A 16,462-nucleotide genomic window follows, 5' to 3' on the forward strand; every position below is an offset into this window, starting at 1 on the left:
GCCTGAGCAAAACCGCCTGACCAGAAGTACACGTGTGCGACCGTCGGTCGAAAAACCTCTCCCACCTGTCAGATCTGACAGTAGCCAAATGACCCGTTTGATCGCTCAATCACTCCACCGTCCATATTTTTCGGCAGGAGTTCCCGCCATGCTCGTCCAACCCAAAAAAGCCATTGGCACACTCGCCCTGCTCGCCCCAGACATCCCCGGCGCCAAGCTGCTGCCGAGCGGAGAGTGGGCCATCAACCGCGCCGCCGCGCTGCTCAACTTCCCCACTCTGGGCATGAAAGTGCAGATCCCGGTCTGGTCAAACAAAAGTCTGCTCGACAAGGTTGAGCTGTTGATTAACGACAAGATGGTCGATCGTCTAACCATAACCCAGCCCGCCGAACTGACCCAGCGTGCCACCCTGTTCGTCCCACCGGGCATTTTTCAAAGCGGCTCTTGGGATCTGGCCTATCGGGTGACGCGCTACAACCAGGCGCCAGAGCCTTTTACGCCACCGCTCAAACTCAAGGTCAAACTGGAAATCCCCGCCGGCCAGGACACCGATCCCGGGCAGGGGCACTCCAACCTGCACGTAGCGTTCAGGCCGGCGGAAATTGTCCAGGACGGTGTCGACAAGGACACCGCCGAAAACGGTGTGGACGTTCTGGTCGTGGCCAAACCCGGCAGCCGCTCCAGTCTGCCGTACCCCGACATCGCCGTCGGCGACGTGAGCTGGGTGAGCTGGGGCGGCAAATTGGAGCCGTCGGAGCCGGTCATCCAGGAGCAGATCGACGACCCGGTGAAGAACCCTATCATCATCCACATCAGCAAAGACATCATCCTTGACAAGGGTGACTCCGGAAGCGAGGGGCTCGCGGTGGCATCCTTCGTCAGGGACTTTGCAGACAACGATTCCGAGGACTGGAGCAAGGCAACGCGCATCGTCGTCGACACCGGCAACTCGCGGCTGGATGCGCCGATTCTTGAGCAGGCCGACGGGAACGAACTCGACGTCGATCAGTTGGATAAAGAGCCATTGTTGCTCCAGGTCTTTGCAGCATCGTCCGATGACTACAACCAGGGCGACACCATCATCATGCACATGCAGGGCACCACCCTCGACGGCGAAAGCATCCAGGTCGATGCCCGCAAGACCATCGACAAAAAACCACCGCTGGTGGTCCCGGTACCGATGGACAACGACGGTGCCCGGGCACTGGCAAAAACCCAGGGGGTGTTTTTCTTCGACCTGGAACGTGGCGACAGCATCATTCAGCGCTCCAGAGGCCGTTTCATCAATATCATCGGCGAGCCCACACGCTTGGCAGCCCCCATCGTCGAAAGTGAGGTGGGAGGAGCGCTGAATCCAGACTTGCCGAACGTGATCGTCCGCATCCCCTACGATCCGCTGATCACCCCGGACAACGCCATTGAAATTCACTGGAGCATTACCCTTCCGGATGACACCGTTTTCGAGCCCGAACTGGACTGGGTCTTTCCGACCCCACCGGAGGCCGAAGACCTCGAAGGTTTCATCGTCCTGGTGCCAGGCCCCGAGCACCTGAAACCCGGCGAAGGCGGCACCCTGGTGGTGTGGTACGAGGTGCTCAGCGAAGACGAGAACGGCGAGATCGTTCGCAGGCCTTCCCCGCCAGCCTCGCCGTTGAATATCGGCGAGCCGAAGTTTGAGCTGGTTCGGGCCATCCTGCTCGGTGAAAAGGACGGTACGTTTGAACCCAAGGATCTGCCCAACGGCATCAGCGAAGTCACCTGCCCCGACCCGGTCAATAACCCGACCCTGCCCAAGGATGTGGTGCACTGGCGACTGCATGATGCCCAAGATGTGCTGCTGTTTACGGACAGCAAAACCCTCAACTCACTGAGTGCCGGCAAAGCCGTGAAATTTCTGCTCGATGCGGAGTTTGTACGGCAGTATTTTGAGGCCCATCGCGATGAACAGTTGAGTATCCGCTATCACATCGTTCGGGATGCGACGGGCAAGACCAGTCATTCGAATCCGTTGAAGTTTGTCGTAGGGACGGCGGCGGATGACAAACCGGAAATCACTTCGGTCATGGGCTCGCCGAGCGGGGCCGACATACCTCAAGACAGTTCCACCGTGGAAACGGCCGTCACCCTGGCGGGGAAGGCCGCCAAGGGCCAGAACGTGAAAATTCTGGATGGTAACGCCGATAAAGGCGACGCAACCGCAGACCCGGTCACCGGGATCTGGAGCAAAACGGTCACCGGGCTGAGCGAAACACTGCACAGCTTCACGGCCAAGGCGGGTTATGGGTCGGGGCAGGTCTCGGATGAGCGGAATTTCACCGTGACGCCTGTGGTCGTACCGACCATCGACAAGATTCTGGACGACAAAGGCAAGGAAATCCTGCAAGGCGAAACAACCGTCAGCCCCACCGTGACGGTGAGCGGCAAGGCCAGCAAAGGGCAGAGTGTAGAGATTTGGGAGGGAAGCGGAGCCACCGCCGTCGTCATCGACACGGCAATCGCAGACCGGACAACCGGCATCTGGGAAAAAACGTTCCCGCTGGCATTGGGCCCTCGCCGTCTGGTTGCGAAACGCTTGTACTCGGGCATCCCTCTCTGGAGCAATGATTGGTTGTTAACGGTAGTCGTTGCCGATCCACCGACCATCACGGAGTTATACGGCTATGAAAACACTGTTGTCCCGAACGGAGGGACCACGTGGGAGTATTCAGCAAAGGATTCGGTCGTGCGTATCAAGGGCACCGCAACGCCAGGCTTGTCTGTACGGGTAACAGGCGGGATCTCATCCGTGGAAACGCAGGCGTGGTCGAACGGCGGCTGGGAAGCATATTTGGGTATCGGCCCTGCAGGGACGTATACATTTCGCGCAGAAGCTCTGTACGGAAATAATCCGATTTCAGCCCCGTACACCGTAGTCAAGAAGGTGCTACAGGCGCCAAAGATCATGGGTGTCTATGCGAACAATGTCATGATTTCTTCAGGCCAAGCGCTAAAACTCACGCAGCGCAGCGTCACGTTCGAGATTGAAGTAGACCTCGGCGAAGGACCCGCGAATCGACAGGTGAGGGGCGAGGTTTCGAATACAAATGCAGGGTACAAATTTGACGGATCGACCATCGTCGCTGGGGGCGGGCGGTGGCGAATCCCCCTTCAGCCCACTCGAGACATACCTGTACGTCTCGGCATCAATCTTTCCGCTACGGCGCACAACGGGGCCATCCAAGCACCAGGCGGCTTCAATTTCGCGATCATCGGAGCTGAATAAAGAAAGATAAAATAAAGAGAAGAAGGGGACGCATTTATTTTCCAGTCACAACCTAGAAAGCCGCCCTCCCTTCAACCGGGAGGGCGGCTTTTGTCGTTTCGGGTCAAGCCAAGGCACTTGTTGAATAGTGTTGAAGGTTATGTCCGCAAAGCCACGCAACCTTGCGCCTTTGCCTACGCATCCGCCAGAATCCGCCGGCTTGTGCGCCTTGGGGGCGGGTTCTATTGTTTGGCGGTCGCTGAAAAACAGCGATCGGGTTTAGCGATCCGACTCCCTACAGACGCAACAATTGCCCAATCCCGATTGCAGTCTCTTCTCTGCACTTGGCGTAATGGTGGCTGTGCGTGGGAGACCTTCGGGTCTACCCGGGGTTTCTGTGACCCGGATCGCTAACCTGCGTACAGCCGCCACCTTTACTTGTTTAGCGATGAGTCGTGGCGGCTAAATCCAATCACGGAGATTCGCCATGATCAAACCCACGCCAAACCCGCCCGAAGTCGATTCGACTTCCCCCTACGAAACCCTCGACTCCAAGAAATTCCACGAAGCCGCCGAACGCGCCCTTGATCACTACCTCAATCCGCTGCTCCCCCGCAAACCGCTGCTCAAACCCAACGCCCGCTACCTCATCGCTCCCGGCATCGACAGCGAAGAACTGCTGGCCGACGCCTGCGAAACCCTGACCTCGGCCAAGGTCATGGCCAATGACTTCGCCGGGCTGGTGGACGGCTCGCAGCGGCATGTGCTTTTGGGGATTGCGCAGTTGATCATGCTGGGGGAACTGGCGGTGAATCGGGTGCTGGATAATCTGGAACTGAAGGCTGAGGCGCCCGCTGTAGCCTGATCGCCGCCTGATCGTTCCCACGCTCTGCGTGGGAATGCCTCAATGGACGCTCTGCGTCCGCTGTTTGGGACGCGGAGCGTCCCGGGCTGCATTCCCACGCGGAGCGTGGGAACGATCTACGCGCAAAGAAAAACCCGCCGTCCCGTTTGATCGGGGCGGCGGGTTTTGTCGTTTCAGCGTTCAGATCAAACCGTATCCACCTTCAACGAATGATCATTGAGCATGCCGTTGATGATCGTCGCCGTGTCGTGCCCGCTGGCGATCAAGCCCCCCGCCCCCGGCGTCACGCCGTAGTGGCTGGCCAGGTTGACGCCGGCCAGGTCGATGGTCTGGTTCGGGGTGGCGCCGGCCATGGCGCTGACGTCGATGCTGGTCATGAGCGAGGCGCCGCTGCCGGTGACGGTGAAGTGCAGGTAGTCATCCAGTGACGCCGACGTGCCGTTTTCACCTTGCAGCAGTTGCGACAGATCGAGCTTGTCGGTGCCGGGGGTGAAGTCGGTGACGAGGTCGTGACCGCTGTTGCCCTTGAGCCACTGGAAGGTGTCGGCACCCGACCCGCCGGTCAGGGTGTTGTTGCCCATCCCGCCGATCAGCAGGTCATCGCCCCCGCCGCCATTGAGGATGTCGTTGCCCAGGCCGCCGTTGATCACGTTGTTATTGTTGTCGCCGGTGAGGGTGTCGTTGAAGTTCGAGCCGACGAGGTTTTCGATACCGGTCAGGGTGTCTGTCCCGGCGCCAAGGGTGTTTTGCGCACCGAGCAGGCCGAGGTTGACCGTCACCCCGGCGGTCGCGTGGGCGTAGCTGGCGGTGTCGATGCCAGTGCCACCGTCGAGCAGGTCGTTGCCCGGGCCGCTGTAGAGCAAGTCGTTGCCGGCGCCGCCGTGCAGTTCGTTGTTGCCGGAGCCTGCGGTCAGCACGTCGTTGCCGTCGCCGGCGTTGATGATGTTGTCGCCGGTGCCGGCCACCAGTACGTCATCGCCCGAGGTGCCAGTGAGGGTGTGGCCGTCCTGATAGCTGATGGTCACGTTCGCCGTGTCGCTGCCGCCATGGTTGTCGTTGGCGGTGTAGGTGCCGTGGTAGTCCGGGGTGATGTCGTGGGCCCCGGCGTAGTTGAGGGTCATGGTCAGCTGGTAGTTCTCCGCCGCGTTGGCGTTGCTGCCCGTGGTGTTGCTGATGTTGGTGATGTGGATCTGGTAGACGCCATCGGACGTCGCGGTCAGGGTTTGGCCGTCCGCGAGGGCGATGTAGGCGCCGCCGTTGATCGAGTACTCCATGGTGATGTGACCGGCCGCCAGGTTGTGGTCCAGGTTGAGGGTTTCGCCCTGGCGCAGGTTGACGGTGATGCGGTCTTCATCGTTGGCGTTGGTGTTGGTCACTGCGCCGAGGTAGCCGCTGACCACCAGCACGGCGGTCATGGTGGCGGCGTTGGCGCTGAACGAGTTACGCACGTTGGCCAGGTTCTGGTTGGCGGCGGTGTTGGCGTTGGTGCCGGTGAAGCTGATCGCGCCGCTGCCGGTAAAGTCTGCCGCTTTGGAGACCCAGCCAGTGTTGAACGAGGTTGGCGTGGCGTTGAGGGTATCGCCGTTCGGGTCGGTGTCGTTGGCCAGCAACAGTTCGCCCGGCACCACGATGTTGCCCGACAGCACGTTGGTGATGATGTGGTCGTCCGCCGCCACCGGAGGCGCGTTGGGGATCACTTTTACGGTCAGCGTCGAACTGGCGAGGTCGCCGTCGTTGTCGCTGAGGGTGAAGCCGATGTTTTCGGTGATCACCACAGCGGTGGTTTTCTGCGAGGTGTAGCTGTAGTCACCGGTGTCGAGGTTGACCACCAGGGTGCCGCTGTTGTTGGTGGCGATGCTCAGGGTGTTGTTCACCGTGTTGAACGTGCCGTGGTTGGCGCCGCCGCTGGCGACCAGTGAACCCTGGCCGCCGTTGGCTTTCGGGTCATAGGTGTAGGTGGTGCCGTCGACCACGATGGATTTGATGAACCCGCCATCGGCGCCGAACGTGCCGCCCTCGCCGATCAACGAACCGGTGACCGGAGCGCCCTCTACCGTGCCGGACAGCACCGAGTTGAGCTGGTTGAGGTCGGTGACCACCACCGCGTTGGTGTTGGTGTGCGTGATGCCGTCATACGCCAGCGGATCGAGGTTGGCGTTGCTCACGCCGCTACCCAGGCCGATCGCGTAGTTCTTGATGTTGTTGGCATCGAGGAACGCCTTGAGCGTCGCTTCGTCGGCGGTGCCGATGTCACCCTCGTTGGGTTTGCCGTCGGAGAAGAAGTAGCCGACGTTTTGCGCCCCGGTGAGTTTGCCCGAGGTGTTGAACGCGTTGTACATGGTCGCCACGGCCGCATCGTAGTTGGTGCCGCCGCCCGCGCTGAGGCCGGCCAGCAGGGTCTTGGCCGTCGCGACATCGACCCACACCGAAGTGCGGTCGGTGGCGTTGCTGCTGAAGGTGACGAGCTGCACTTTCACATCGCCCAGATCGTCGTACTTGTCGAGCAAGGCGCTGATCGCCTGCTTGGCCAGCTCCAGCCGCGACAGGCCCGGCACGCCGGAGGCGTCGGCCATGCTGCCGGAGATGTCGAGGACGATGAGGATGTTGGAATCGATCTCCACCGCCGCCACCGAACGATCCGACGCCACCGCTTTTGGCACGTCGTCGACGATGTTGACCACGATGGTGCTGGTGGTGCTGTTGCCCAGCGCATCGGTGGCTTTGTAGGTGAAGCTTTCGCTCAGGGTGTTCGGCCCGTCGTTGGCGTTCGGCGTGGTTTTCGGCGCCGAGGTCAGGGTGTAGGTGTAGGTGCCGTCGGCGTTGAGCTGGATCTGCCCGTATGTGCCGGTGGCGCTGCCGACCAGGGTGTAAGTGATCGCCCCGCTGCCGCCGCTGACCGAACCGACCAGCGTGCCGGTCGCGGTTTCGCCGGTGTTGCCCGGGTCGCTGCCGGTGACCGTGCCGGGGGCCAGGTCTTGCCCGTCCTTGGTCAGGTCGAGGGCTTTTTCGTAGACGGTCACGTCCTGATCGGTCGAGGCCACGAGTTTGCTGTCGGCGACGTTGACGGTGATGGTGGTGGTGCTTTCGTCGCCGTCACTGTCGCGGATGGTGTAGGTGAAGGTGTCGGTGGCGCCCGGCGGGCTCACCGAGTTCGGGTTGCTGTGATAGACCGCATTGCCGGCCGCATCGAGGGTCAGGTAACCGTAGTTGCCGTTGATGTTGCTGTTGAGGCCGCCGATGGCCGAGGTCGCGGTGTTGCCGCCGGCGCGCACGCCAACCACGATCGCCGCGCCATCTGCGCCGCTGATGTCATTGCCCAGCACGCTGATGTTGAGCGTGCCGCCCTCCGCCACCGAGCCGGTGTCGGGTTTGGCAGTCGGCAGGTCGTCGATGATGTTGACGTTGATCTGCCCGGTCGCCGTGCTGCCGTCGGTGTCGGTCGCCACCACGTTGAAGTTCTCGGTGATGCTGTTGGCGCCGTTGGCGTTCGGGTGGGTTTCGTTATCCACCAGGGTGTAGCTGTAACTCACCACGCCGGTGGTCGGGTTGTAACCGGTGATGGTCAGCGTGCTGCCCAGCGGGGTGACGGTCGATTGCGGGAAGCCGGCCGCCACGCCGTTGGTCATCACGGCGATGCCGCCCACGGTCAGGGTTTGCAGACCGTCGAGGGCGGTGACGGTGAAGGTGCCGCTCTGGGTCAGCGCCGGGGTGTCGGGACTGGTGCCGTCGCTGAGGTTTTTCTCGTAAACGGTCAGCTCGCCGCCATACACGTCGAGACCGTTGAGGACCACCGGATCGTCGTTGTTGTGAATGTTCAGCACCAGGTTGGCGGTGCTGGTGTCGCCGTCGGCATCGGTCAGCGTGTAGGTGAAGGTCTCGGTGCCGTTGCCACCGCCGTGCAGGTTTTTGAAATCCGCATCGTTGGTGTTCAGCGTGTAGGTGTACGTGCCGTTGGCATTCAGCACCAGGGTGCCGTAAGTGCCGGTGAAGGTGCCGGGGGTGATCGGGCCGGCATTCGGGCCGGTCGCCACCACGTCGGCGCCTTGCACGTCGTTGGTCAGCACGTTGCCGTTGAGGGTCAACTGGGTTTCCGACGCGGTGCTGGCGTTGCTGTCGTTGATCGCCTTCGGCACGTCATCGACGATGTTGACCACGATGGTGCTGGTGACGATGTTGCCCAGCGAATCGGTGGCCTGGTAGGTGAAGGTTTCGGTCAGGGTGTTGGCGCCGTCATCGGCGTGCGGGGTGGTGCTGGCCGGTGAGGTCAGGGTGTAGGTGTACGTGCCGTCGGGGTTGAGCACGATCTGCCCGTAGTTGCCGGTGGCGCTGCCGACCAGCGCATAGCTGATTGCACCGACCGCGCCGGTGACCGAGCCGACCAGCGTGCCGGACGCGGTTTCCCCGGTGCTGTTCGGATCGCTGCCGGTGACCGTGCCAGGAGCCAGATCCTGGCCGTCCTTGGTCAGATCGAGGGCTTTTTCGTAGACGGTGACGTCGGTGTCGCTGACCGCGCACAGTTTGCTGTTGTAGACGTCGATGGTAATGGTGGTGGTGCTTTCGTCACCGTCGGAATCGCGCACGGTGTAGGTGAACACATCCACCGCGCCGGGGCCGCTGACGGCATTCGGGTTGCTGTGATAGACCGCGTTGCCGTTGGCGTCGAGGGTCAGGTAGCCGTAGGTGCCGTTGATGTTGCTGTTGAGGCCGCCGATGGCAGAGGTCGAGGTGTCGGAACCGGCGCGCACGCCCACTACTGCGCCACTGGCTGCCGGGCCGTCGGCGCCGCCGATGTCGTTGTCCAGCACGTTGCCGCTGACGGTGCCGCCCTCCTGCACCGACGTCGCGTCGGGTTTGGCGGTCGGCAGGTCGTCGATGATGTTGACGTTGATTTGCCCGGTGGCGGTGCTGCCGTCGGTGTCCGTCGCCACCACGTTGAAGTTCTCGGTGATGCTGTTGGCGCCGTTGGCGGTCGGATGGGTTTCGTTATCCACCAGGGTGTAGCTGTAGCTGACAACGCCCGTTGCCGGGTTGTAACCGGTGATGGTCAGCGTGCTGCCCAGCGGGGTGATGGTCGATTGCGGGAAGCCGGCCGCGACGCCGTTGGTGATCACGGCGATACCGCCCACGGTCAGGGTTTGCAGACCGTCGAGGGCTGTCACCGTGAAGGTGCCGCTCTGGGTCAGTGCCGGGGTGTTGGGGCTGGTGCCGTCGCTAAGGTTTTTCTCGTAGACAGTCAGCTCGCCACCGTTGACGTCGAGGCCATTGAGGTACACCTGATCGTCGTTGTTGTGGATGTTCAGCACCAGGTTGGCGGTGCTGGTATCGCCGTCGGCATCAGTGATGGTGTAGGTGAAGGTTTCAGTGCCGTTGCCGCCGCCGTGCAGGTTTTTGAAATCCGCATCGTTGGTGTTCAGCGTGTAGGTGTAAGTGCCGTTGGCGTTCAATACCAGGGTGCCGTAAGTCCCGGTGAAGGTGCCGGCGGTGATCGGGCCGGCATTCGGGCCGGTTGGTACACGGTCAGCACCTTGCACGTCGTTGGTCAGGACGTTGCCGCTCAAGGTGAGGCTGGATTCCGAAGCGGTGCCGGCGTTGCTGTCGTCCACGCCTTTTGGCAGGTCGTCGACGATGTTCACGTCCAGTGTCGCGTTGGCGGTGGTGCCGTTGTCGTCGACCACGGTCACGGCGAACTGCTCATTCAGCACGTTGGCGCCGTTGGCGGTTGGGTGCGCTTCGTTGTCGACCAGGGTGTAGCTGTAGCTGACGACGCCGGTGGCGGCGTTGAAACCGGTGATGGTCAGGGTGCTGCCCAACGGAGTGACGATGGATTGCGGGAAGCCTGCCGCCACACCGTTGGTGACCACGGCAATGCCGCCGATGGTCAGCGTAGTGACGCCGTCCAGTGCGGTGATGGTGAAGGTGCCGCTTTGGGTCAGGGCTGGCGCATCGGGGCTGCTGCCGTCGCCGAGATTTTTCTCGTAGACGGTGAGTTCACCGCCATTCACGTCGAGGCCGTTGATGATTACCGGATCGTCGTTGTTGTGGATCTGCAGCACCAGGTTGGCGGTGCTGGTGTCGCCGTCAGCATCGGTGATGGTGTAGGTGAAGGTTTCGGTGCCGTTGCCGCCGCCGTGCAGCGCTTTGAAATCGGCGTCGCTGGTGTTGAGGGTGTAGGTGTAAGTGCCGTTAGCGTTCAGCATCAGAGTGCCGTAAGTCCCGGTGAAAGTGCCTGCGGTGATCGGGCCGGCGTTTTCGCCGACAGGTACGCGGTCGGCGCCTTGCACGTCGTTGGTCAGGACGTTGCCACTCAGCGTGAGATTGGTTTCCGAGGCGGTGCCGGCGTTGCTGTCGTCCACGCCTTTTGGCAAGTCGTCGACGATGTTCACGTCCAGCGTGGCATTGGCGGTGGTGCCGTTGTCGTCGACCACGGTCACGGCGAACTGCTCATTGAGTACGTTGGCGCCGTTGGCGTTCGGGTGCGCTTCGTTGTCGACCAGGGTGTAGCTGTAGCTGACGACGCCGGTCGCCGCGTTGAAGCCGGTGATGGTCAGCGTGCTGCCCAAGGGCGTGGTTACCGATTGCGGGAAGCCTGCCGCCACGCCATTGGTGACTACAGCGATGCCGCCAATGGTCAACGTGGTAACGCCGTCCAGCGCGGTGATGGTGAAGGTGCCGCTTTGGGTCAGGGCTGGAGCGTCAGGGCTACTGCCGTCGCCGAGGTTTTTCTCGTAGACGGTGAGCTCGCCGCCATTCACGTCGAGGCCGTTGATGATTACAGGGTCGTCGTTGTTGTGGATCTGCAGCACGAGGTTGGCGGTGCTGGTGTCGCCGTCAGCATCGGTGATGGTGTAGGTGAAGGTTTCAGTGCCGTTGCCGCCGCCGTGCAGATTCTTGAAGTCCGCATCACTGGTGTTGAGCGTGTAGGTGTAGGTGCCGTTGGCATTCAGCACCAACGTGCCGTAAGTGCCGATGAAGGTACCGGGGGTGATCGGGCCGGCGTTTTCGCCGACAGGTACGCGGTCGGCGCCCTGCACGTCGTTGGTCAGGACGTTGCCGGTCAGGGTCAGTTGGGTCTCTGATGCCGTGCCATTGTTGTCATCGAACGCTTTCGGCACGTCGTCGGTGATGTTGACGTCCAGCGTGCCGGTGGCGGTGTCGCCATTGCTGTCGCCGGCGATCACGGTGAATTGCTCGCTGAGGTTATTGGCACCGTCGCCCGCCGCGTGGGTTTCGTTGCCGTTGAGGGTGTAGCTGTAACTGACCGTGCCGGTGGCCGGGTTGTAGCCGGTGATGGTCAGGGTGTTGCCCAGTTGCGTGGTGATCGATTGCGGGAAACCGATCGGCACACCACCGACGATCACGTTGATGCCGCCGATGCTCAGGCTGCTCAGACCGTCCGGCGCCGACACCGTGAAGCTGCCGGTCTGGGTCAGCGCGCCAGGGTTGGCGGCGGAACCGTCGGGCAGATTGGCTTCGTTGAGATTCAATTCGCCACCGGCAACCGACAGTCCGGTGAGTGTGACCGGATTGTTGACTGGCGGTGGTGGTGGAGCGATCGGCGCGGTGTCGTCACCGTTGTTGATCACCGCGTTGTGGCGTTCTTCGGGAAACTCGGGAATGCCATTGAAACCGGCGGTGGGGAAACCGATGACCGGATCGACCCGGCCCGCCACTTCAGTCAACAACACGAAACTGTGGCCGCCACCCAGCGCGCCCGGCGCACCACCGGTGGCGCCAGGACCAGCCGCCGTCGCTTCGGCGGTTTGGGTCGGGTCATCGCCAGCGGCAATGGCTTTCTGGATCTGTTCGACGTCGGTCAGTTGCGACTCGCTCGGGGTCACCGCTTCCGGTGCATTGACGTGGGCCGCCTGATCGGCGAGCAACTGGCCGGTCATGGTCAGGCTGCTGTCGCGGCCGAGGGTCAGTTCCTGGCCGTTTTGCAGATGAACGGCAACCGCCCCCTGCGCCCCGGTGATCAATTGATCCCCTGCAAACAGCCGATCGCCTTCGACCAGTGCGCGACGAGAGCCGTCCGCCGACTGAGCGAAAACCTGACCAATGACTTTAGTGACGATCCCGATGAGCGTTGCCATGTGCATTCCTCCGCTGCCGACCACCGTCGGCGCTGGTTCGCGAAGCAGCCCATGGCTCAAGCGGGTTGTCGGGGCGACGCTCGCACCTCGACAGTTCGTTTCGCAGGTTGCGCAAATCCAGAAATGCCAGCGCCATCAGGCACTTGGAATCTCTGTTCACTGCAGCAGGCCCACTAGCGCTACGTAACGGTGGTGAATCACCCGAGTGACAAAAATCTGTCGCTCATCAGCCGCTACGCGTCCCTCCCCTTTAGCAGTACTTCGCCGTATGTCGCAAAGTGAGTGGAACTTTCCTCAAGCCTTTCTGTGCTCCCTAAAGCGCATAAAACAAAGGCTTTCGAGTGGAACAATGTGCTGGATTTGGCGAACCGCATAAGTTTTTTTTGGCATAACCCTTATGAAAATTTTTTCTTAGCTACGCTTCAGGATGTTCTTAGCTCTGTTGTTACAGGCATGAAACGCTTTCTACTAAAAATATCGTCAATAAATTGGCGACAGCGGAACACCATCAGGACTCAGGGAGATGCACCCATGCGCGTACTAACCCCCCTCTGCAGCGCGGTTTTGCTGGCCATGGCTTGCACTTCCCAAGCCCAGGCCATGAACCTCACCGAGGCGATTCAGAGCACCATCGCCACCCACCCCGAACTGGCCTCGCGCGTGGATGCGCGCCTGTCGGCTGATGAACAGGTGAAGGTCGCCAAGGGCGGCTTCTATCCGTCGGTGGATCTGAACGCTGCTTACGGGCGCGGCTACAGCGACAACACCAACACCCGGGCCTTCGGTAACCACCACACCGAAATCCTCAATTACACCCAGTCCGAGCTGCGGCTGCGGCAGATGCTGTTCGACGGTTTCAACACCGCCAACGAAGTCGAGCGCACCAAGGGCGTTTCCAACTCGCGTGCCTATTACGCGCAAGGCACCGCCCAGGACCTGGCCCTGCGCACCATCGAGGTCTACCTCGAAGTGCTCAAGCGTCGCGAACTGGTGACCCTGGCCAAGAACAACCTGCAGGCGCACTTGCGCGTCAACGACCAGATTGGCCTGCGCACCGAGCGCGGGGTGGGCAGCACCGCCGACTCCGATCAATCGGTGGCCCGTAAGGCGCTGGCGCAAAACAACCTCGACACCGCCGAAGTCGATCTGGCGGATGCCGAGTCGAACTTCTACAGCGTGGTCGGGCGCATGCCGGATGAGCTGGAAACCCCGGCCTCGACCCGCGGCGAATTGCCCGCCACCTTGCCTGAAGCCCAACAGAGCATGGTCGAGAACAACCCGTATCTGAAATCCGCCCAGGCCGACGTGCAATCGGCCGAGAGTCAGTACGAAGTCGCCAAGTCGCCGTTCTACCCGCGCTTCGACGCGGAAGCGGCGGTCGGCGCCAACAACAACGTGCAGGGCGACGAAGGTCACGACAACGAATGGCGGGTCGGTGTGGTGATGAACTACAACCTGTTCCGTGGCGGCAGCGACAAGGCGCGACTGGCCTCCGACGCGCACCAGATCAACCAGGCGATGGACATCCGCAACAACGCCCTGCGCCAGCTCAACGAGAACATTCACCTGGCCTGGAACGCCATGCTCAACGCCAGGAAACAGACCCCGACCGCCCGCGAATACGCCGAGACCACCAAGCGTGTGCGCGCTGCGTATCAGGATCAGTTCGGCCTCGGCCAGCGCACCCTGCTGGACGTGCTCGACAGTGAAAACGAGCTGTACAACGCCAACCGTCGTTACACCGAAATCCGCTACACCGAGGAATACTCGATGTACCGCGTGCTGGCGAACATGGGCCAGTTGTTGAGCAAGCAACGGGTGGTGCTGCCGGCCGATGCGATTGCCGCGACCGAGGTGAAAAACGAAGCGCGCTTGCCCGAGCTGAAATAACCACACTGCCGAAGGCTGTGTTTTTGATCGTTCCCACGCTCTGCGTGGGAATGCAGCCCGTGACGCTCCGCGTCACTGGACGCAGAGCGTCCCTAGAGGCATTCCCACGCAGAGCGTGGGAACGATCAGTACGGTTCGACGCTTCGACGTGGGAACGATCAACACAGGGTTGATGTGGATAGCCGAGCCAGTTCAACGGGAGCGATCAATATGACCAGCATGCAACCCGGTAACACCGGGATCGATCCGCGGCTGAGCTTCGATGACCCGTTGCTCGATGGTCTGTTGATCCTCTGCAAACTGCATGGCGCGACGGTCAGTCGCGCCAGCCTGAGCGCCGGGCTGCCCCTGGACAAACAACGCCTGAGCCTGGACCTGCTGCCCCGCGCCGCAGCCCGGGCCGGGTTGCAGGCGCGCTTGCTGCGCAGGGAACTCAAGGACATTTCACCGCTGAACCTGCCGGTGCTGTTGCTGCTGGGCAACGGGCGCACGGCAGTGCTGCGGCGTTTTAGCGAAGACGGCAAGGCGCTGATCCTGCCCAGCGAAGCCGACGGCGGCGAGCAATGGGTCAGCCGTGAAGAACTCACCGAACACTACAGCGGCCAAGCCTTGTTCGCCCGGCCACGGCATGAACTGGAAGACCTGCGCTCGCCGCTGGTGCCACGGGTGCAGGCGTGGTTTCGCGACACCCTGAAGCTGTCGAAATGGCTTTACAGCGACGCGATCCTCGCCAGTTTCCTGATCAACCTGCTGGGCCTGATGGTGCCGCTGTTCGTCATGCAGACCTACGATCGCGTGGTGCCGAACCAGGCCACGTCGACCCTGTGGGTGCTGGCCATCGGGCTGCTGATCGGCACCGGTTTCGAACTGGTGCTGCGGGTGGTGCGCGCGCACTTGCTGGACACTGCCGGCAAGAAAACCGACGTGATCCTTTCCGCAACTTTATTCGAACGCATCACCGGCATGGCGATGAAAGCCCGGCCGGCGACCATCGGCGGCTTCGCCCAGAGCATTCATGATTTTCAGGGCCTGCGCGAATTTCTCACCGCCGTGACCCTGACCAGCCTGATCGACCTGCCCTTCGTGGTGTTGATGCTGGTGGTGATCGGCCTGCTCGGCGGCTGGCTGGTGGTGATTCCACTGCTGGCGTTTCCGATCACGATCGTGTTCGCGATGATCATTCAGGTCCGCCTGCGCGACACCGTGCAGAAAAGCCTGAGCCTCGGCGCCGAGCGTCAGGCGCTGCTGATCGAAACCCTCGGCGGCCTGGAAACCCTCAAGGCCTGCAGCGCCGAAAGCGAGCGCCAGCACAAATGGGAGAGCACCCACGGCGCCCTCACCCGCCTCGACAGCCATGCCCGTAATCTCTCGGCGCTGGCCACCAACGGCACGCTGTTCATCCAGCAGTTTTCGGGGATGGCGACGATTGTGGCCGGGGTCTACAGCATCATCGCCGGCAACCTCAGCGTCGGCGCGCTGGTAGCGACTTACATGCTCGGCAGCCGCGTGCTCGCACCGCTGGGCCAGATCGCCGGGCTGATTACTCGTTACCAGCAAGCGCAACTGACCATGAAAAGCACCGATGCGCTGATGTCGCTGCCTCAGGAACGCGACGGCAAACAGCGGCCACTGGAGCGCACGCAACTGCAAGGTGCGCTGGACGCCAACGCGGTGACCTTCCACTACAACGGCCAGAACGCCCCGGCCCTGAGCAACGTCAGCTTCAGCGTCAGACCCGGCGAACGGATCGGCATCATCGGCCGCAGCGGCTCGGGCAAAAGCACCCTGGCGCGACTGGTGATGGGCTTCTACGAACCGGACGAAGGCCAGTTGCTGCTCGACGGCCTCGACCTGCGGCAACTGGATGTCGCCGACCTGCGCCAGCAGATCGGCTACGTCGCCCATGACCTGCCGCTGCTGGCCGGCAGCCTGCGCGACAACCTGACCCTCGGCGCCCGCTACATCAGCGATTCACGGATGCTCGAAGTGGCCGAACTGACCGGCGTCACCGAGCTCGCCCGCCAGCACCCGCAAGGCTTCGACCGGCCGGTGGGCGAGCGCGGGCAATTGCTTTCCGGCGGCCAGCGCCAGGCAGTGTTGCTGGCGCGGGCGCTGTTGCTCGACCCGCCGATCATGCTGCTCGACGAACCCACCAGCGCCATGGACAACAGCAGCGAAGACGTCCTGCGCCAGAAGCTGCACGGGTGGGTGCAGGGCAAAACCTTGCTGCTGGTCACCCACCGCACTTCAATGCTGAGCCTGGTGGACCGGTTGCTGGTGCTGGACAACGGCCGGATCGTCGCCGACGGTCCGAAAGAAGCGGTCATCGATGCGTTGCGCAAGGGCCGGGTCGGCTCGGCAGCGGTCTAGGAGTTA

The 16,462-nt window shown here is 62.1% G+C and carries 5 protein-coding genes; 4 read left to right on the forward strand and 1 reads right to left on the reverse strand.

What is annotated here, in order from left to right; translation table 11 throughout:
• The first annotated feature begins 148 nt into the window (after positions 1 to 148).
• Both AC07Y2_RS13640 and AC07Y2_RS13645 read left to right on the forward strand, forming a co-directional pair.
• Positions 149 to 3,262, forward strand: coding sequence for a hypothetical protein (locus AC07Y2_RS13640; RefSeq protein ID WP_178082844.1), 3,114 nt, complete (start codon positions 149 to 151; stop codon positions 3,260 to 3,262).
• Between the two features lie 466 nt (positions 3,263 to 3,728).
• Positions 3,729 to 4,106, forward strand: coding sequence for a DUF6124 family protein (locus tag AC07Y2_RS13645; RefSeq protein WP_103385746.1), 378 nt, complete (start codon positions 3,729 to 3,731; stop codon positions 4,104 to 4,106).
• Positions 4,107 to 4,291: 185 nt separating this feature from the next.
• On the opposite strand, the gene AC07Y2_RS13650 is transcribed toward AC07Y2_RS13645, so the two are convergent.
• Positions 4,292 to 12,196 (reverse strand): retention module-containing protein, encoded by a 7,905-nt coding sequence (locus tag AC07Y2_RS13650; protein ID WP_103385747.1) that lies wholly within the window; start codon positions 12,194 to 12,196, stop codon positions 4,292 to 4,294.
• Between the two features lie 531 nt (positions 12,197 to 12,727).
• Here AC07Y2_RS13650 and AC07Y2_RS13655 point away from each other — a divergent pair.
• Both AC07Y2_RS13655 and AC07Y2_RS13660 read left to right on the forward strand, forming a co-directional pair.
• The gene (locus AC07Y2_RS13655; RefSeq protein WP_074691154.1) at positions 12,728 to 14,086 is read left to right on the forward strand and encodes a TolC family outer membrane protein; all 1,359 of its coding nucleotides are present in this window, start codon (positions 12,728 to 12,730) and stop codon (positions 14,084 to 14,086) included.
• A gap of 210 nt (positions 14,087 to 14,296) precedes the next feature.
• Positions 14,297 to 16,456, forward strand: coding sequence for a type I secretion system permease/ATPase (locus AC07Y2_RS13660; protein WP_074691152.1), 2,160 nt, complete (start codon positions 14,297 to 14,299; stop codon positions 16,454 to 16,456).
• Positions 16,457 to 16,462 lie beyond the last annotated feature (6 nt).

The sequence above is a fragment of the Pseudomonas sp. GW456-12-1-14-TSB6 genome, from assembly GCF_059424205.1.